Source organism: Nioella aestuarii (assembly GCF_050896395.1).
Lineage (GTDB): Bacteria > Pseudomonadota > Alphaproteobacteria > Rhodobacterales > Rhodobacteraceae > Nioella > Nioella aestuarii.
The window spans coordinates 31,934-50,545 of sequence record NZ_JBPBBA010000007.1; the positions used below are offsets into that span (position 1 = coordinate 31,934).

General features: G+C 60.2%; 18 protein-coding genes, 1 tRNA gene and 1 pseudogene. 5 read left to right on the forward strand and 15 right to left on the reverse strand.

Translation table 11 applies throughout. The annotated features are described in order from the left end of the window. Positions 1–48 precede the first annotated feature (48 nt). Positions 49–543 carry a L,D-transpeptidase family protein gene (locus tag ACROHD_RS06480; protein WP_432676564.1) on the reverse strand — a complete coding sequence of 165 codons (495 nt, stop codon included), beginning with the start codon at positions 541–543 and terminating at the stop codon, positions 49–51. Continuing rightward, on the reverse strand, positions 540–1,625 hold the full coding sequence (ribA, locus tag ACROHD_RS06485; protein WP_432676693.1) for a GTP cyclohydrolase II: 1,086 nt from the start codon (positions 1,623–1,625) through the stop codon (positions 540–542). The genes ACROHD_RS06480 and ribA overlap by 4 nt, the downstream gene beginning before the upstream one ends. 167 nt (positions 1,626–1,792) lie before the next feature. On the opposite strand from ribA, the gene ACROHD_RS06490 reads away from it, so the two are divergent. Beyond that, entirely contained in the window at positions 1,793–2,479 is a 687-nt protein-coding gene (locus ACROHD_RS06490; protein WP_432676565.1) for a response regulator transcription factor, read from the forward strand. A 225-nt stretch (positions 2,480–2,704) separates the two neighbouring features. Here the strand turns inward: ACROHD_RS06490 and ACROHD_RS06495 are convergent. Further along, positions 2,705–2,781 (reverse strand) — tRNA-Pro (locus tag ACROHD_RS06495). A 73-nt stretch (positions 2,782–2,854) separates the two neighbouring features. Next, on the reverse strand, positions 2,855–3,811 hold the full coding sequence (locus ACROHD_RS06500) for a DMT family transporter (protein WP_432676566.1): 957 nt from the start codon (positions 3,809–3,811) through the stop codon (positions 2,855–2,857). Positions 3,812–3,951: 140 nt separating this feature from the next. On the opposite strand from ACROHD_RS06500, the gene ACROHD_RS06505 reads away from it, so the two are divergent. After that, a complete protein-coding gene (locus tag ACROHD_RS06505) occupies positions 3,952–5,562 on the forward strand; it encodes a Na/Pi cotransporter family protein (protein ID WP_432676567.1) in 1,611 nt (536 codons plus the stop codon). 16 nt (positions 5,563–5,578) lie between these two features. On the opposite strand, the gene ACROHD_RS06510 is transcribed toward ACROHD_RS06505, so the two are convergent. The 3 genes from ACROHD_RS06510 to ACROHD_RS06520 all read right to left on the reverse strand — a co-directional run bounded on the left by ACROHD_RS06510 (position 5,579) and on the right by ACROHD_RS06520 (position 8,092). Further along, a complete protein-coding gene (locus tag ACROHD_RS06510; protein ID WP_432676568.1) occupies positions 5,579–5,965 on the reverse strand; it encodes a hypothetical protein in 387 nt (128 codons plus the stop codon). A 72-nt stretch (positions 5,966–6,037) separates the two neighbouring features. Further along, positions 6,038–7,144, reverse strand: coding sequence for a 3-isopropylmalate dehydrogenase (gene leuB, locus ACROHD_RS06515; protein ID WP_432676570.1), 1,107 nt, complete (start codon positions 7,142–7,144; stop codon positions 6,038–6,040). A gap of 57 nt (positions 7,145–7,201) precedes the next feature. Then, the gene (locus tag ACROHD_RS06520; RefSeq protein ID WP_432676571.1) at positions 7,202–8,092 is read right to left on the reverse strand and encodes a LysR family transcriptional regulator; all 891 of its coding nucleotides are present in this window, start codon (positions 8,090–8,092) and stop codon (positions 7,202–7,204) included. A 92-nt stretch (positions 8,093–8,184) separates the two neighbouring features. Here ACROHD_RS06520 and ACROHD_RS06525 point away from each other — a divergent pair, with 92 nt between their 5' ends. Continuing rightward, positions 8,185–9,087, forward strand: coding sequence for a Rossmann-fold NAD(P)-binding domain-containing protein (locus ACROHD_RS06525; protein ID WP_432676572.1), 903 nt, complete (start codon positions 8,185–8,187; stop codon positions 9,085–9,087). Here ACROHD_RS06525 and ACROHD_RS06530 read toward each other — a convergent pair. The 4 genes and pseudogenes from ACROHD_RS06530 to ACROHD_RS06545 all read right to left on the reverse strand — a co-directional run bounded on the left by ACROHD_RS06530 (position 9,013) and on the right by ACROHD_RS06545 (position 12,652). Continuing rightward, positions 9,013–10,049, reverse strand: a pseudogene (locus ACROHD_RS06530) (endonuclease/exonuclease/phosphatase family protein). The gene ACROHD_RS06525 and the pseudogene ACROHD_RS06530 overlap by 75 nt on opposite strands. Before the next feature lie 23 nt (positions 10,050–10,072). Further along, positions 10,073–10,915: a hypothetical protein gene (locus ACROHD_RS06535; RefSeq protein WP_432676573.1), complete on the reverse strand. Its 843-nt coding sequence runs from the start codon at positions 10,913–10,915 to the stop codon at positions 10,073–10,075. Between the two features lie 248 nt (positions 10,916–11,163). Next, positions 11,164–11,769, reverse strand: coding sequence for a 3-isopropylmalate dehydratase small subunit (leuD, locus tag ACROHD_RS06540; protein ID WP_432676574.1), 606 nt, complete (start codon positions 11,767–11,769; stop codon positions 11,164–11,166). A 67-nt stretch (positions 11,770–11,836) separates the two neighbouring features. Next, entirely contained in the window at positions 11,837–12,652 is an 816-nt protein-coding gene (locus ACROHD_RS06545; RefSeq protein ID WP_432676575.1) for a DUF4198 domain-containing protein, read from the reverse strand. Between ACROHD_RS06545 and ACROHD_RS06550 the strand changes: the two genes are divergently transcribed. Then, positions 12,651–13,844, forward strand: a complete 1,194-nt coding sequence (locus tag ACROHD_RS06550; protein WP_432676576.1) for a HupE/UreJ family protein — start codon at positions 12,651–12,653, stop codon at positions 13,842–13,844. The genes ACROHD_RS06545 and ACROHD_RS06550 overlap by 2 nt on opposite strands. Here the strand turns inward: ACROHD_RS06550 and ACROHD_RS06555 are convergent, their stop codons facing one another. From ACROHD_RS06555 to ACROHD_RS06570, 4 genes are all read right to left on the reverse strand, one after another. After that, positions 13,845–14,495, reverse strand: coding sequence for a 2-hydroxychromene-2-carboxylate isomerase (locus ACROHD_RS06555; RefSeq protein WP_432676577.1), 651 nt, complete (start codon positions 14,493–14,495; stop codon positions 13,845–13,847). 677 nt (positions 14,496–15,172) lie between these two features. Next, entirely contained in the window at positions 15,173–15,478 is a 306-nt protein-coding gene (locus ACROHD_RS06560; RefSeq protein WP_432676578.1) for a hypothetical protein, read from the reverse strand. A 42-nt stretch (positions 15,479–15,520) separates the two neighbouring features. Continuing rightward, complete coding sequence (gene leuC / locus ACROHD_RS06565; RefSeq protein WP_432676580.1) at positions 15,521–16,927, reverse strand: 3-isopropylmalate dehydratase large subunit; 1,407 nt, start codon at positions 16,925–16,927, stop codon at positions 15,521–15,523. A 47-nt stretch (positions 16,928–16,974) separates the two neighbouring features. Next, positions 16,975–17,145: a hypothetical protein gene (locus ACROHD_RS06570; RefSeq protein WP_432676581.1), complete on the reverse strand. Its 171-nt coding sequence runs from the start codon at positions 17,143–17,145 to the stop codon at positions 16,975–16,977. 26 nt (positions 17,146–17,171) lie between these two features. Here ACROHD_RS06570 and ACROHD_RS06575 point away from each other — a divergent pair, with 26 nt between their 5' ends. Beyond that, positions 17,172–18,530, forward strand: coding sequence for a mechanosensitive ion channel family protein (locus ACROHD_RS06575; RefSeq protein ID WP_432676582.1), 1,359 nt, complete (start codon positions 17,172–17,174; stop codon positions 18,528–18,530). Positions 18,531–18,612 lie beyond the last annotated feature (82 nt).

An 18,612-nucleotide genomic window follows, 5' to 3' on the forward strand; every position in this document is an offset into this window, starting at 1 on the left:
ATGGTGTCGAGGCCCCCGGCGGACATAATCGGACCGAGATGAAAGAGCTTAGGCCACGATCACTCGGCAGCCCGGCTGCAAGCGGCGGGTGAGCCAGAGAAGATGGTGTGGGGCCAATGCAATACAGCCCTCGGTCGGGTGGCCCGGCTTGCGCCAGCGGTGCAGAAAGATCGCAGATCCGCGGCCGGGCTCTGGCCGGGGCCAATTCCAGTCTGTCACCAGCACCAGATCATAGAGTCGATCAGCCCGGAACAGTTTCTCGTGACTGCCGCTGTAGGGCGCGCGGACATGGCTGTTATATGTGGGGCTGTTGGGGTCATCAGACCACAGATCGCCGGGCCCGATGGGATCCAGCCAGGGTGCGGGGCGCGCGATTCTGTCAGCGCGATAATACCCGCCAACAATTGTGTGAGTGCCGCGCGGGGTTGCGCCGTCCCCCTCACGCTTGTCGCCGCTCAAACCGCCGCGCCCAATAGAACATGCAAATCTGCGCCCGTGAAAGCACAACCCCATCGGGGTGAGAACCAGATCGGCGGGGGTCACAGAAAGTGCCCCGATTTCTTCGCCTTTACGTCGAGGTAATGGGCGTTGTGGCGGTTGGTTTTCGTCACCAGAGGGACACGTTCGGCAACGCGTATGCCTTCGTCTGACATCATCGCCACTTTGCGGGGGTTGTTCGTCATAAGCCGCACAGCCGAGAATCCCATGCGCCGCAAAATATCGGCCCCAAGACGGAAGTCACGCTCGTCATCTTCAAATCCAAGCCTATGGTTGGCTTCGACCGTATCAAAGCCTTGATCCTGAAGGGAATAGGCACGCATCTTATTGGCGAGCCCGATCCCTCTACCCTCTTGATTGAGGTAAAGCAGAACGCCAGCTCCGGCCTTGCCCATTTCAGCCAGTGCGGTGCGCAACTGCGGTCCGCAATCGCATTTCAGCGATCCCAGCACATCACCTGTGAAGCAGGCAGAATGCAGCCGTGTCAGAACGGGCTGGTCTCGATCCGGGCGTCCGATTTGGATGGCGTAATGTTCGGTGCCGCCATTGTCGGGACGAAAAATGTGCAGGCGGCCAGCCTCTGCTGCTTCCAGCGGCAGCCGGGCGGCGGCAACCGGGTTCAGCGTGTGGTGGATCAGCAGATCCCTGTGCGTGGCCTCGGCCGATAGCAGTGTAAGATTTCGCGTCGTGGCGAAGGCAGGCGCGTCAGACAGCTCTACCACTAGCGCGGCAGGTAACAGTTGCGCCGACTTCACCAGGGCGATGGTCAGCCTGTGAAGCCCGGCCTCGCCTTCACGTTGTGCGGAAAGGGGGCCCTTCATCGGCATCCGCAGATCATCTGCCGGATCTGCGACGGCGCGTATCCAGGCGGCGTCGGCATCCTCGGGCAAGTGCAGGCGGGCGATATCTCCGTCATAGGCGCGGGCCTTGAGCGTTTCGGCTCGCCGGTCGGTGATCACCAGAACCGGCGCCCCAATCTCTCGGATCGCCGCAAGGCGCGCGGGGGTCAATGTTTCCGCCGCCAGAACGGCAACGCCTGCTGACCCGCCAACCACCACCGGCAGCCCGACACGCAAATCAGCGCGGGCGCGAGCGACAAGCTCTGATGGGGTGGGGAGAAGCGGCATCACATGGTCCTGAATGGCGGTTACCTTCCCCATGTAGACTGCCCTGTAGCGATTTGAAACATTTGCTCGCTGTCTGACACGGCTGCGTGAGAAGTTTTTCGCTCCCCTTGTCACAAGCGTGTTCACGCGACATGTCCAGTGAAGACCAAGAGAGGGGAGTCACCCAAATGGCCAATCTGAAAAAAATTCTGCTGGTAGATGATGACGAAGACCTGCGCGAGGCGTTGGCCGAACAACTGGTGATGACCGAAGATTTCGACGTGTTCGAAGCGGGGAACGGAACCGAAGGCCTGCAAAAGGCCAAGGAAGCGATTTACGATCTGGTGATCCTCGACGTGGGCCTGCCGGATACCGATGGCCGCGAACTGTGTCGCCTGATGCGCAAGCAGGGCGTCAAGTGCCCAATCCTGATGCTGACTGGCCATGACAGCGATGCCGACACGATCCTTGGACTAGATGCTGGCGCCAATGATTATGTCACCAAGCCCTTTAAGTTTCCCGTGTTTCTGGCCCGTATTCGCGCACAGCTTCGGCAGCATGAACAGTCAGAAGACGCGGTGTTCCAGCTTGGGCCATACACGTTCAAACCTGCGATGAAGATGCTGGAAACCGAGGATATGAAGAAGATCCGCTTGACCGAGAAGGAAACCAATATCCTCAAGTTCCTCTATCGTGCCCAGGATGGCGTCGTCGCCCGCGACGTGCTGCTGCACGAGGTCTGGGGCTATAATGCCGGGGTCACCACGCACACACTGGAAACGCATATCTATCGTCTGCGCCAGAAAATCGAGCCGGACCCCTCGAATGCGCGCATTCTGGTCACAGAAAGTGGTGGATATCGTCTGTTGGCCTGAGTTGGCCACAAAATGTTGACTATTTGGCGAGATCAACCGATAGTTGATGTATGGTGTAAAACACCTAACCTCCCTGTTGGACTGGCCCGGCATACTCGCCGGGTTTTTTTCGACAGAAGCCATGCAAGCTGCAAAAGCGTGCCCCAGGGGTCTTGCGTCCATTCCACAGATGAATTCGAATGCCGCCAGGACATTAAAAAAGGCCCCGTGAGGGGCCTTGTTTTTTGGTCGGAGTGAGAGGATTCGAACCTCCGACCCCTGCCTCCCGAAGACAGTGCTCTACCAGGCTGAGCTACACTCCGACCGTGCGGGGCGGGATAGCCGGGGAATCGCGCCTTTGCAAGGGGGATTTCGCCGGTTCCCTGACTGCCGCGTTTAGTCCTCGTCTTTCCGGCGATCCCTGTTCAGGAAAGATGCGACGCGTGGCGCGCTTGGCGTGCCGATGCGTGACCGTGACCGAAGAACCGGCTGATTGGAGCTGTCCTTGCGTCTGTCTTCACGCAGCACGATGTACAATCCCGATGCAATGATGATCCCGGTGCCGATCATGGTCATCTGGTCAAGTGTCTCCTCGAAGAAGATCGCGCCAAAGATGCTGGCCCAGATGATCTGGGAATATTGCATGGGCGCCACGATGACGGCCGGGGCCAAGCGGTAGGCGGTCACCAGGCTGGCCATCGCGATCAGCGCAAGCAACGCCACCACGGCCGAGGCGCCGAGGTCAATGAGTTCAACGGGTACGTAGACGAAGGGCAGCAGCGCACCCATCACCACGAAATTCACCAGCAGGGGGTAAAGCTGAAGAACCACGGTACGCTCTGCCCGGCCGATCTTGCGCATGATGATAGAGCTGAAGGCACTGAACACCGCCCCGAGCAAAGCAGCGGCGTGTCCAAGCGACAGGTCGGCACTGCCGGGGCGCAACACCACGATCACGCCTGCCAACCCAACGGCCACGGCCAACGCTCGGTGAATGCCTACGCGCTCTCCCAACATCGGGATTGCCAGAACGGTTACGAGCAAAGGCATAGCGAACAGTATGGGGTAGACCTGCGTCAGGGGCAGAACCGAAAAGGCATAGAAGGCACAGGCGGCGCCGAATGCACCGCTGATTGTGCGCGCTGCAGTCCACCACGGATGCACGGGTAAAAGGGATCCGCCGTCCTGAGAGTCTCGGATCATCACGAAGATCAGCATTGGAAAACTGAACAGGACCGTGAAAAAGATGATCTGAATCGGGCTATAGCTGCCGCCAAGGAATTTGATCACCACGTCATGCGTGGCGAAAACGGCAAAGGCGAGAAGCGCGAAGAGGGCGCCTTTCAGTTGCATGGCAAAAATGTATCCAGGTTCCGGGGCGGGGCAACAGCAACATGGATCGGTGTGGCTGGCAACCCGCAATGGGCGACAATCGGACCGCATGGACGCAGACCGGCTGCCGTGGCACTACCACCAAGAGGGTGGTTTGACAAATGACAGCTGAAATCCTCGTTCTGGCCGGTGGCGTTGGTCTCTTCCTTGTCGGGATGGAGATCATGACCGAAGCCCTGCGCGCCCTTGCCAGTCGCCATCTGCGATCATTTCTTGCGCGCTTTACCACGTCTCCACTGACCGGCACCCTGACCGGGGCTGCCAGCACTGCCGTGATCCAGTCGTCCTCGGCCACCATGGTCACTGTGATCGGGTTTGTTGGGGCAGGGCTGATGAGCTTCCCGCAAGCGATAGGGGTGATCTACGGGGCCAATGTGGGCACCACCTTTACCGGTTGGATCGTGGCGTTGCTCGGGCTGAAGCTTAGCCTTGGTACCATCGCGCTGCCCGTTTTGCTGGTCGCGGTTCTGGTGACGCTGTTTACACGCGGTCAGGTCGCCCGGACTGCACGGGCGGTGACTGGGTTCTGCCTGATCTTCATCGGGCTTGATATGATGAAAGATGCGGTTACAGGGTTCCAGGACTGGCTAAGCGCCGACATCTTGCCTGGTGACAGCTTTGTTGGCCGGGTCTTGCTTGTTTTGATCGGGGCGGGGATTACGATCGTTGTCCAGTCCTCCAGTGCGGCCCTTGCAGCGACACTGGTTCTACTGGCGGCAGGGTCGATCAGCTTGGGGCAGGGGGCCGCGCTTGTCATTGGAATGAATGTGGGCACGACCTTTACCGCGCTCTTGGTCACAATCGGCGGATCTCGTGACATGTTGCGCACCGCCGTTGCCCACAGCATCTACAACATAGCTACCGGAGTGATTGTCTTTTCGCTGCTTGTGCCGTCTGTGCGGGCGCTTTCAACGGCGTTTCCGCAGGATGAAACCACGGCCCTTGTTGTGTTCCACACCCTGTTCAACGTAGCAGGCGCAGCAATCATGCTACCCTTCACGACCTCCTTTGCCCGGTTGATCGAACGGCTGGTTCCGGGTCGCGAAAGCGCGTTGACCGACGCACTGGATCGCCGCCTGTTGAATGACCCGAGTGCCGCGATGGATGCGGCCCGGACAACGGCGCAAAGGATCATGCGGGCCGAGTTTGCGGCCGCGGGTGCGTACTTCAGCCCGGTCCAAGGTCCGTTGCCCGCCCCTCGAATTGCATTGCTGCAAGGGGCTCTGGACGACCTGCAACACTACCTGACCAAGATACGCCTTCCAGACGGCGAGACCGGCGTTGCCAATCGCTATGCCGCGCTTCTGCATATGTATGACCACCTGAACAGGTTGGCGCATCAGCTGGTGGCGGAGGAGCTTTTGCCGGTTTTGCTGTCTGATCCCGGTCTGCGCCGCCCGGCGCTGGCCTTTGGCGCCGCCCTTCGGCGCTTTGCGGATGCCGATCACACGCCTGGCGCGGCCAAGATGACCCGTCTTGCGTCTTTGATTGCCGGGCGTGCACGGAACCTGCGCCGGTCTGCACTGTTGCGGGAACATGCGGGGCTTGTAAGCGTGCCTGAAGTGTTTGAACTGACCGATGCTATGCGCTGGCTTCAGCGAAGTTCGCATAACGCGGACCGGGCGCTGTTCTATGCGGCATTGGCTGAGCATTCGCCGTCAGATCGTCCGATGCCAGGCCGCCTGATCCCGGACGAAGAAGGCGCCCACTAAGGGCGCCTTTCATGTCTCATGAACAGGCCGAGGCGGTCCATTCGCTGGTTTCACCACGCCAGCACTGCTGGCGGTGGCCGTAGCCCACCAGTGTCCAGCCTGTTTCCGTTCGTTCCAGAACATATCTGCGCTGGACGGCGGAGACCGAGTCATCGGCCAGGCCAGTTTCCGTAATCTCGATGGTGAGATGTCCATCATCGCCGATAGCGGAAGACAGGTTCAACGCAGGGCGGCCTTCGCCTTCCTCAGGAAATCCCAACACCCAATCGGAGACCAAAGTCATCGGCTGATCGTAGCTCGTGACTTCGGGAACCCGGAAATCAGAATACCCGTCCAGGATCTGAACACCGTCTGCCAAGGCTGGTGAGGCGCAAAGGAAAAAAGCTAAGAGAGATCGTTTCATGAAACACCTTATGGCTAGGAATAGGGGAAACCTATCCTAGGCCATAAGGCTGCGTCGAGGCAGAAGTTACTTTCAGAGGCTGGCATCCAGCTTGGCGACGATGGCATCGCCCATTTCGCTGGTGCTGACAGGCGTTACACCCTCTTCGCCCAGAAGGTCCGCGGTGCGCACCCCGTCGGCAAGAACCTGCTCCACGGCCTTTTCAAGCCGATCGGCTTCCTCGCCCAGATCGAAGCTGTAGCGCAGCGCCATGGCGAAGCTGAGGATACAGGCGATCGGGTTGGCCTTGCCCTGGCCCGCGATGTCGGGCGCCGAGCCGTGCACCGGTTCATACAGCGCCTTGGGGCGGCCATTGGCCATCGGTGCGCCGAGCGAGGCAGACGGCAGCATCCCGAGCGAGCCGGTGAGCATCGCGGCGGCATCCGAGAGCAGGTCGCCGAAGAGGTTGTCGGTCACGATCACATCGAACTGCTTGGGCCAGCGGCACAGCTGCATGGCGCCGGCGTCGGCGTACATGTGCGACAGCTCTACGTCCGGGTATTCCTCGTCATGGACCTTCTGGACCACTTCGCGCCACAGGATGCCCGATTCCATCACGTTGGCCTTTTCCATCGAGCAAACCTTGTTCCCGCGGCGGCGGGCCAGTTCAAAGGCCGACCGGGCCACGCGCTCGATCTCTGATTCCGTATAACGCTGCGTGTTGATGCCAACGCGCTCGTTGCCCTCTTCGAAGATGCCGCGCGGCTCGCCGAAGTAGATGCCAGAGGTCAGTTCGCGAACGATCATGATGTCGAGCCCGGCGACAACATCCTTCTTCAGCGACGAGAAATCGGCCAGTGCGTCAAAGCACTGTGCAGGGCGAAGGTTGGAAAACAGGTCCATTTCCTTGCGCAGGCGCAGCAGGCCGCGCTCCGGCTTTACGCTGAAGTCGAGATTGTCATATTTCGGGCCACCCACGGCGCCCAGAAGAACCGCATCCACCTCTTGCGCTTTGGCCATGGTTTCATCGGTAAGCGGCGTGCCGTGCGCATCGTAGGAACAGCCGCCGACGAGCCCCTCACTCACGTCGAAGGCGATGTCGCGCTTGGCGCCGTACCAATCGATGATCTTACGCACTTCGGTCATGACTTCGGGGCCAATGCCGTCACCGGGCAGGATAAGAAGCGAGGGGTTGCTCATGGGGTCGTCCATCCTTGATCTAGGGTCGCATCCGCGTAACGGGTGTGCGCCCGAGGGTCAAGAAAGGAAGGGGGAAAGCCCTTCGGCCAAAGCGTCCCACACGCGGGAAACACGAGGGGTGTGACGCAAAGAGTCGTGTGCCGTTAGCCAGACAGGCAAGGACGGCATGGGCGCGTCAGGAAGGAGCCGGGTGACGCGCGGGTCGCGGGCACCGACGGCGATCTGCCCGATGCCAATCCCCGCACCTGCGCACACCAGTTCCCAGTAGGCAACCTGGTCGTCGGTGCGGATGGGAAAGCTTTCGCGCGTCACCTCCAGACCGACCTCGCGAAAGCCGCGTATTATCCGGTCGTCGCGATCATAGCCGATGACGTCGTGGGTCAGAACATCGGCAAAGCCGGACGGAGTGCCGTGCCGCGAAAGATAGGATGGGGCGGCAAAGAGGCCCAATTCCAGATTGCCCAGATGGCGGGTAATCATGTCCAGCTGCTTGGGCCGGTACATGCGTACCGCAATGTCGGCTTCGTGAAACAGCAGGTTTTCGGTTCGATCCGAAGACACGAGTTCGATCTCGATTTCGGGGAAATGTGCCCTGATATCCGCAATGATCGGTGGCAGCAGCAGGACCGAGACGAAGACGCTGGCCGTGATCCTGACTGGCCCGGCTTCGCGCTCGTCTCGCCCGGCGGCCGCCAACGCAACCTGACGCGCCCCGTCCCGCATCGCCTCTGCTCCGGGGCGCAGGGCCTTTCCGAGATCTGAGAGGCTGAAACCGCGTGCGTGTCGGTCAAAAAGTGGCCCTCCGGCCTGATCTTCCAACATTCGGATATGGCGACCAAGGGTCGGCTGGCTCTGCCCAAGTTCCCGCGCGGCCGCAGACAGCGATCCGGTCTCGGCCACAGCCAGGAAGGATCGAATTAGCGTCCAGTCGAGAGGTAAGCTATCCATTCAATAATGAATATCATATCTACGTTTCGGGGCAATAAACATCTGAAAGTGAATAGATTAGCTTTGGGTCAGACCATGAAAAGGATCAACCCATGACTCAGACCGCCCTCATACTCGGTGCCACAGGTCGTCTCGGACGCCACGCCGCCGAAGCCTTCTCTAACGCAGGTTGGGCCGTGCGCCAGTTCGATCGTCGAAAGGATGATCTGATGCAGGCCGCGCGCGGTGCCGATGTTATCGTGAATGGCTGGAACCCGCCCTACAGCCAGTGGCAGGCATCTGTGCCCGACTTGACCCGGCAGGTGATTGCTGCGGCAAAGGACAGCGGTGCCACGGTCATTATTCCGGGCAATGTCTATGTCTACGGGCCGGACATGCCTCCGGTTATCGGGCCCGGCGTGGCACATCTGGCAGAGCATCCGCTTGGCCGAATCCGTCGCAATCTGGAAGACGCCTATCGCGATGCGGGTGTGCCGACGATCATCCTGCGCGCCGGTGATTTTCTGGACGAAGCAGCCAGTGGCAACTGGTTTGACTTGGTGTTGGCCAAACCGATTGCAAAGGGGCGTCTCACCTATCCTGGCGCGTTGGATTTGCCGCATGCCTGGGCCTGGTTGCCGGATGTGGCAGCCGCCATGGTTGGGCTGGCCAAAAACCGCGCCACGCTGCCCCGGTTCGCGGACCTTGCCTTTCCGGGCTACACCCTGACTGGCGAAGAACTGGCTGCCGCGTGTGGGGCTGCGCTGCATCGTCCTGTAGTGGCAAAAAGGATGAACTGGTTGCCCATTCATCTTGCCAGACCATTTTGGAGGGAAGCGAAGCATCTGCTGGAAATGCGCTACCTATGGGAAACCCCGCATCAGTTGGATGGAACGGCTCTGGATGCTGTTCTGCCAGATCGCCAACGGACACCACTGACCTCAGTGCTCGCCCGGGCTCTCCAACACCAGATCGACCCAGACAAGACGGTGACGCGACGCGCCGTTGCCGTCTGATCCACCCAATAGCGCCCGGTTGGGATCATCCCTGTCGGGCCACAGCACACCTGATCCGGTCACGGTCAGGCCGGACCACGGCAGGATGTAGCTCGCGCGTAGATTACCCGGATCGGGATCGGTCCAGTCGGCTGTGTCGGTGGCGTCACCCTCTTCGGCGCCACCGGCGCTAGACGGTCTGGGGTCTTGCAGCAAACTGTGCTCCAGAGCCGCCGACAGAGCGCCGCGCCGGGCCTCTCCATCCATGGGATCGGCGTTCAGCACCCCCAACAGCACAAAAGGTGGCTCTGGCAAGGGCGCGCCATTGGGCGACCATCCATCGAGCTGACGCAGCCAGAACCAAAGTTCGTCCTCGTTTCGGTGGCCATTACGGTCTTCTGGCCCGTCGAACACCGGAGGAGTTGCATGCAAGGTTAGCAGCCGCAAGGGGCCGCTGTCGGTGTCTATCGACACGTCCCAGGTGGCAACACTGGCCAGTCGTTGAACGGCCAGGGCCTCGGGGGCAGAACCAGCCCGGCCTGGCTGTCCGGCAGATCGCGCCACAGAAACCGGGAATGATCCCTGACATGACCAATGGGCAACCGCGACAACAACGCAACACCGCCCTGCCCGGTGAAACGCCCATAGCCTTGCGCATCGCGCGCCCGTCCAAGCCGGCCATCACCGTCCATGTCCAGCCCCGTGGGAACCCCGGTATTTGGCGGCAGGGACAGGCGAAAGGGATAGTCCACCCCGGACAGGGCCAAGGCATCGGCAAATGCTGCAAGTGCGTGCCCTTCCAGGTCGTGGTCGAACCCTTGCATCAACAGAATGTCGGCATTCGCATGGGAGATGACGCCGATAACGGCCTCTACCTGCGTGTCATCCCCGCGCAGAATGTCACGCAGCAACAGTCCGGGTCCCTGACGGTAAAGCTCTGTGTGATAGGTGGCGATGCGGATCGTATCAGCGTGGACAGGCAAGCTGGCCAGCAGGCAGGACAGGATCAGGCCGCAGCAAATTCGCCTTGTTCGGCCATGTCGCGGACCAGCTTCTTGCGCCGTTCCGTGATCATATGTGCGATCCGACCCATGGCCATGCCGCGCATCAGCAGGGAAACGGGAAGAACGCTCCATAAGGTGACCATCCAGACCAGCGTAATCGGCGAGGCCCCGAGGGAAATGCCGAGATTGCCGATCCCGTAGCTCGCCAGTACAGGCATCAGGAATGGCAGGAAGAATCCTAAGATCAGGTTAATGCGGGAATCGCGGATCAACCTGGCAACAACATCTCCGCCCGCCGTGGGGTCGAATGTGGGCAGGTTGACCCAGACATTGAAACTGGTGTTGCGGTTGGGCCAGCTTTTCAGCCGCATCAGGATGGCGAAAACGCTGATCGTGACCAGACCGATAAGAAAGCTCAGCCCACCCATGGTGCGCAGCATGGTCAGATCCGCTTGCGTCGCGCCTTCGGGCAGGAACACTTGCAACAGCCATATGGGGCTGTAGGTGAAATCCAGTGCATGGGCCAGAACAAGCCCGGTGGCATTCACGATCAGGGTCAGGCTGCCCGAGCCTTCGGGTGAGCCAGCCACAAGGCTGAGCAGGAACAGCGTGATGAAAATTCCGATGATGCGCACACGGTTGAAGGGCGGCGCATCTCGGAACTCGATCAGGCCGGGATAGGTAGAGGCGTATTCGGTGAATGTGAAACCGGCGGCAAACAGCGCAATGAGCATCACGACCTGCGTTCCGTCCGGCGAAGCTGCCGGAAGGAGCAAAGACGGTGTGGATATGACGATCATTACAAGAATCGCCCGCACCACAGCGCTGGAAAGCTGTGCGATCACTGCCTCAAACCCTCAACCTGGACGGACCTGTTTTTTGTGGCCCTTATTCCGGTCTTGACCCGACTGCCATCGGATTGCCTCAATTGCCACGATTTTGCCCATATTCGTCCCAATTCGCAAGTACCTGACTCTTCGTGAGGAATCACTGTGGCGATTTTGGGATGCTGACTGTCGCCCGATTGCATCACCGAGCAAAAAAGAAACCCCCCGGCAGGGCCGAGGGGCTACATCTTGTTGTCAGCGGAAAATCAGACCCAAGGGCGGGCTTGGGCGGCCTTGGTCTCGAACGCTTCGATCGAGGCGGATTTTTCCATCGTCAGGCCGATATCGTCCAGCCCATTCAGCAGGCAGTGCTTACGGAAGGCATCGACCTCGAAGCTGATTGTTCCGCCATCGGGGCCGCTGATCGTCTGGTTTTCAAGATCCACGGTCAGGGTCGCATTGGCACCACGGCTTGCGTCGTCCATCAGCTTGTCGACCTCTTCCTGCGGCAGCACGATCGGCAGAATGCCGTTCTTGAAGCAGTTGTTGAAGAAGATGTCGGCAAATGACGGCGCGATCACGCAGCGAATGCCAAAGTCCAACAGCGCCCAGGGCGCATGTTCGCGCGACGAACCGCAGCCGAAATTGTCACCGGCAACAAGGATCTCCGCATTCCGGTAGGCGGGCTTGTTCAGCACGAAATCCGCGATCTCGTTTCCGTCATCGTCATAGCGCATCTCGTCGAACAGGTTCACCCCAAGGCCAGACCGTTTGATGGTCTTCAGGAACTGCTTGGGGATGATCATGTCGGTGTCGACGTTGATCAGGGGCATCGGGGCGGCAATGCCGGTCAGCTTGGTGAACTTGTCCATGGGTCCGGGTCTCCTTCACGTCCGCGAAGGGGCATAGCGGCAATGCCGGGGCAACACAAGACGCGCCTTACTGTGCAGGCACTTCGAAGGTCAGGGAAGCCCAGAGAGTGTGCCAGACGGCGTTGCTGTTGTCGTTCGGCGTGACCTCTTGAAGGGTTACGGCATCGGCCAGATAGGCATGGCCCGGCGTGACGGGCAGAACTGCGCGGCCATCAGCGTCGGTGCGGTGCAGGGTGATCGTCACTTCACCGTCCGCGTCGCGGTCAAACAGTTCGACCTGGGCATCGGCGCGTGGTTCCCCGTCCAGGAAGAGCTGCACCGGAAACCCGCCAGAAAGATCATCGGTATACGGGTTTGCCAAGGCCACGAACTCGGTCCGCAGGCCGTATTCCCGGTCCTCGCCCGCACCATCGCCTACGGCAATCAGGCTTTTTGCATGGCGGCTGTAGCTTTCTGTAAAGCCGGTCATAGGCAGACCGCGACCCAGATGCCGGGCCTCGATATCGGGGAAATCCTTGTGCGCCGCAAAGCGCAGGAAGCGATCCCATTCGTCATAGGTCAGCGTGTTGTCCGTGGTTTCATACAGGACGACGGCCAAACCCTGCCCATGGTCCTCCACAGACAGTGCCGGATTTTGCCCGAGCCGTCCCTCGACCGGTGTAATATCCGCACCAAAGGCCAATTCGAACCGGGTGAAATTGCGGGACAGGTAGGACATGGATACGCCGTCGAACTCTTGCCCAACCCGCAGCCGGGCCTCCAGCGTATCGTCCGGGCCCACTGCAAATTCCAGCGGCTCGATCCAGAATTCATGTGCGGCACTTGGAACGGCTGGAAGCAGAGCCAGATTTAGGGCAAACAGGGTGCGAATGAGGTGATGCATGAGATTTTCCGATATGTTTCCAAAGATGGTGGCGCGACTGGCCACGCTGTCAATTCTCCTTTTCGTGATGGCGGCCCCGCAGGCCCCTGCACACGAGATCGACCCGGCGATTTCCGATATTTCCGTGACACCGGATCGGGTAACGATCGATATTCAACTCTCGCTTGAGTCTATCCTATCCGAGATGGACCTTGCCACCATTACCGACACAACCTTGGCGCCCGAAGCCGAGATCTACGATGAGTATCGTGCCTTGGGGCCGGATGCATTGCGGATCGCCCTGGACGAGTTCTGGCCGCGCATGGCACGTCGGATTGTCATTGAGGTGGACGGCGACAGGATCATTCCAGAGCTAACAGCCGTTTCAATCCCCGAAGTTGGAAATTTCGAGCTTGCCCGCACCTCGACCATCACAATCGCCGCAGACCTACCGGAAGGCGACGCCCCAGTCCGCTTTGGGTGGGCGGCGCTTTATGGTGATCTTGTCGTGCGGCAGGCGGGCGGCGGTGAGGATGCCTATACGGCCTTCCTGTCAGACGGCGACCTGTCCGAGCCCCTGTCTCGCATCGAGATCCGCACCGAAGGCGCGGGGGCGGTGTTCCTGCGATACATTCCGGTTGGCTTCGAACATATCGTCCCGCTTGGCATCGATCATATTCTGTTCGTTCTGGGGCTGTTCTTCTTCTCGCTGCATCTTCGGCCGATCCTGTTTCAGGTGACCTCGTTCACACTGGCGCATACGATCACGCTGGCCCCGGCAAGCCTTGGCATCGTCACCGTATCGCCCAGTATCGTTGAGCCGCTGATTGCAGCGTCGATCGTCTATGTGGGGGTCGAGAACATTCGCGGACATACGAATGTGAAGGCACGCACGGCGCTTGTCTTTGCTTTCGGTCTTTTGCACGGGCTTGGCTTTGCCAGCGTGCTTGGTGACTTCGGGATCACGGCAAGCCATTTCGCGGCGGCGCTCATCGGGTTCAACATCGGCGTGGAATTCGGTCAGCTTGCAGTGATCTTTGTGGCGCTTGCCCTGATCCTTATCGCAACGCGCCTGGCTGCGCTGGCCCCCTTGCCGGACGAGGAACAGCCAGTGCGGGAAACGCAGGTGATGTACCGTGCTGTGTCGGTTGTCGGCTCGGTCATCATCAGCTTGATCGGAGCATGGTGGACCATCGAGCGGGTGTTCTTCTGATCAGGCCGATCTGCGGGCAGCCGAGACCGGGGCGGGTGGTTTCTTCATCACCCGTGCCCGCGGGTCGGGAATGGCATGGCGCAAGGCATCGGGCATTCGGTCATCGCTGACATAGACCTCGCCGTCGACCACGAAGCTTGGGGTGTCAAAAACGCCTCTTTCCCGCGCCTCTGCGGTCGCGGCTTCGAAGGCCTGACCGATCACCGCGCCCTCAGCCCGGGCAATAACACGCTCGGGCTCTTGCCCCAGTTCACTCAGGGTTTTGCTGAGATTGGGTTCCTGGCCCGCAGGGTGCCCGTCATGAAACCAGTGTGCGTAAGTCCGGACCAGATAATCCGCGACCCATCCTTCCTGAGCGGCCAGCACTGCGACACGGTTGGCAATTTCATATCCTAGTATGGGAAACGGAGCAGGCAGGTGCGGGGACAACCCGAGCTTTTTTGCCTGCCGCCCGATATCCGTCCACATATAGGCAGTGCGGACGGGCTTGTCCGTATAGGGGTGAAAGCCGTGTTCCTTCATGATCTGTCTGGCCGAGAACGGGCGCCAATCAACCTGCAATCCGGTCTTTGCAATGATCCGAGGCAGGCGCATGACCGACAGGTAGGTATAGGGGCTGCCTATTGAAAACCAGAACTCAACTTTCTTCATGATCTGCTCGACATGTCTTGTTAATGGCACCGCGTCTGTATTGACGACCCCCATTAAACAAGAAAACCTGGCATTTTTATGCCGGACCCTTGGTTCATTTATGCAAATGGGAAATGGCGCCAATTACCCAATCGGGTAGTCCGTTTGTTTTCGTATGTTGCCCCAATGGACGAAATGCCTGCGAGGCCCGGTTCGGATCAGCGATTGGGGTCGATCGGGCTTCCTGGAACCAGCTGGACATTTCCCGGCCTCTGTCCCTGTCCAATCTGTCCCGGCGCCAGCCCCGTCGGAGGTTGCACGACACCCGGACCGGACGGGCGAGGTTCGCAGTGGCCCGCAGGGTTCACGCCGCAAGGGCAATTGAATAGCGCAACCCTGAGGCTTCGGGTATTCGTTTCCGAGCAGGCATATTCGATGATCTGCCCCCGCTGAACACCGACAAATGTTTGCCCGTCCCACCCGGCCAGCCGGTCAACGGCCATGAAATACATAGACTGCCGGTATGTCGGCCAGCTGGAGGGCGCGCCGTCGCGGGCGGCCGGGCCAGCGATATCGGTTGCCACCAATGTCCCGGTCCCGGCGTCGCAAATGATCGGTGGATCGCTTGCGCGCCGGCCTGGATCTACCCGAACATAGATTGAGCCCGCCGTGAAGGCGTTGCTGGCGTCGCTGTCGCATCAGGCAACCTCTTCGGCGGATGCGTTATACAGTTCGGGAAAGATCGGGACGCTCATCGAGAAAGAGAGCGTATTGACCACCTGCGGCCTGCATTCGCGTTGAACCAATTGCGCCTGCGCCTCAGCGGCGCTGCCATGCCCAAAAAAACAAAGGACTGCGAATAGGACAATTCGAAAGAGTTGCTGCATGGCCGTCATCCTTTCCATTGGGCGGTAAGGCCGTCGCGGATGGTACCAGAAAGAACGCAAGCTGTCGATTTTGTGCAGGGCAGGGGCGAGATGCGGGTGCTCAATGAAAAACGCCACCCGTGGGGGTGGCGTTTTCTTACTCTTCCATCGGGACGCGGCTTACATCATCTCGCGCACATCCGTCAGCTTGCCGGTGATGGCGGCGGCTGCGGCCATTCCGGGGCTCATCAGATGGGTGCGTCCACCGCGGCCCTGACGGCCTTCGAAGTTGCGGTTCGAGGTCGCGGCGCAGCGTTCGCCAGGGGCCAGTTGGTCGGGGTTCATGGCCAGGCACATGGAACAGCCCGCAAGCCGCCATTCGAAACCGGCCTCCTTGAAGATATCGGCCAGACCCTCTTCCTCGGCCTGTGCCCGGACGAGGCCCGAACCGGGCACGACCATGGCGCGAATGCCGTCCTTGATCTTCTTGCCCTTGAGGATTGCCGCCGCGGCGCGAAGGTCTTCGATCCGGCCATTGGTGCAGGAGCCGATAAAGACAGTGTCGATTTCGATTTCCGACAGCGGGGTTCCGGGTTTCAGACCCATGTATTCCAGAGAGCGAGCCGCAGCATCGACCTTGCCGCCCTTGAAGTCGGTTGGGTTCGGCACGGTGGCCGTGATCGGCAGCACGTCCTCGGGGCTGGTGCCCCAGGTGACAACGGGGGCGATATCCTCGCCCTTCAACGTGATGACCTTGTCCCAATGCGCGTCGTCATCGGAATAGAGCGTCTTCCACCAGGCCAGAGCAGCTTCCCACTGAGCGCCTTTCGGTGCATGGGGGCGGCCGTTCACGTATTCGAAGGTCTTCTCATCCGGCGCGATCAGGCCCGCGCGTGCGCCGCCCTCGATCGCCATGTTGCAGACGGTCATGCGGCCTTCCATGGACAGGTCGCGGATTGCCTCGCCGCAATACTCGATCACGTAGCCGGTGCCACCAGCGGTGCCGGTTGCTCCAATCACGGCAAGGGTGATGTCCTTGGCGGTCACGCCCGGCTGCAGTTTGCCGGTGATTTCCACCTTCATGTTCTTGGATTTCTTCTGGATCAGCGTCTGCGTTGCCAGAACGTGTTCCACTTCCGACGTGCCGATACCATGGGCCAGCGCACCGAACGCGCCGTGGGTCGCGGTGTGGCTGTCACCGCAGACCACGGTCATGCCCGGCAGGGTCCAGCCCTGTTCAGGCCCGACGATATGCACGATGCCCTGACGGATATCGGTCACCGGGTAGTAGTGAATGCCGAACTCCTTGGCGTTGCTGTCAAGCGCGGCCACCTGGATGCGGCTGTCCTCGGTCATGTTCTCGGGGTTCTCGCGGCCCGGGGTGGTGGGCACATTATGGTCCGGAACGGCGATTGTCTTGTCGGGCGCGTGCACCTTGCGACCAGCCATGCGCAGGCCCTCGAAGGCCTGGGGGCTGGTCACCTCATGTACCAGATGGCGGTCGATATAGAGCAGGCAGGTGCCGTCCTCGGCCTCATGGGCCAGGTGGGCGTCCCAGATCTTGTCGTAGAGCGTTTTGCCGGTCATTTGGGTATCTCTCTTACGGGTATGGACTGCGGTTCAGGGGAAGGGGGTCACAGGCCGGATAGGCCGCTGATCCGCCCCGAAGCGCAAAGACCGTGAAACCGCCAGGGCAGGCGTGTCCGGTCGTCCATGTCGAAAATCCGTGTCATCGCATCGGCAGATACACCCCGGACCGCCAATTGCCAAGTGTTCCACTTGCCCCAAGCGCCGCAAAGCCCCATGATTCCCCAAACAAGAAAGGACAGGCATGGAGCCCGAGGAAACCGTTCCGCCATTGCCAGCCACACCGGACAACGACGCCCCGGCAGTGGCGGCTGACAGCGTGACCGACATCGGGCTGAACCTGATTGAACAACTGCACGAGTTCCTGCAAAGCCTGCTGCGCCCCTGGAATGCGTATCAGCTGGCGATTGCGGCGGGACTTTTGCTGGCTGCGTGGCTGCTGCGCAAGGTGTTCGGGCCGCGGATTCGCGCCTGGATGGCAGCGCGACAGGGCTGGCCGATGTGGCGGATGCGAATCCTTGCCTTCATCCACAAACGGATCATGGGGATCTTCTTTGTCCTGCTGATCTGGGCAACCGTCTGGATCATGCGAGAGATGACCTGGCCGAGTCGGTCTTATCTTCTGGGCATTATCGCACGGCTGGCCACTGCCTGGCTGATCGTTACCTTTGTGACCCGCTTTGTGCATTCCCCGATCATGCGAACGATTCTGCGCTATGGAGCGTGGATCTATGTCACGCTGTCGATCACCAGCCTGACGGATGAGGCGGCGACGCTGTTGGACAGCATCGGATTTGACCTTGGCGAAGGGATGCGACTGTCCTTGCTCTTGGTTGTTCAGGGCTTCGTGCTGGTCTCGGCCCTGCTGATAGGGGCGCGGTTCCTGTCGAAGACCACCGCGACGCGGATCCAGAGAAACGAGGACATATCGCCTTCGATGCGGGTTCTTGTGGTCAAGGCGGTGCAGGTGCTGCTCTACGGCGCTGCCCTGTTCGTTGGCCTGAACGCTGTTGGCGTGGACCTGACCGGGCTGGCTTTCCTGTCCGGTGCGATTGGTGTTGGGCTTGGCTTTGGTCTGCAAAAAGTCGTGTCAAACCTGGTGTCCGGCATCATCATCCTGCTGGACAAGTCGATCAAACCCGGGGACGTGATCAGCCTGGGCGACACGTTCGGCTGGATCAATACGCTTGGTGCCCGATATGCCAGCGTGGTGACGCGGGATGGTAAGGAATATCTGATCCCGAATGAAGATCTGATCACCAACCAGGTCGTGAACTGGTCGCATTCCGATGCCTATGTGCGGCTCGACATCCATTTTGGAACGTCCTACACCGACGACCCCCACAAGGTGCGACAACTGGCGATTGATGCGGCGAAGAGCGTGGATCGGGTGCTGACCATCAAGGCGCCGGTCTGTCATATTGTGGGCTTCGGCGATTCCTCGGTGGACTACGTGCTGCGTTTCTGGATCCAGGATCCGACCGGCGGGCTGACCAATATCCGGGGCAATGTGTTCCTCGCCCTGTGGGACACGTTCCATGAGCATGGCATCTCCATCCCCTTCCCACAGCGTGAAGTGCGGATGCTGCCTGAGGCCCAGTGACATTGCGCAAGGTACCTGTGCGTTCCTGTGGCTATTCATTGCCTGCGCGTTAGATACTCTGCATGGAAGATGTATTGATCAG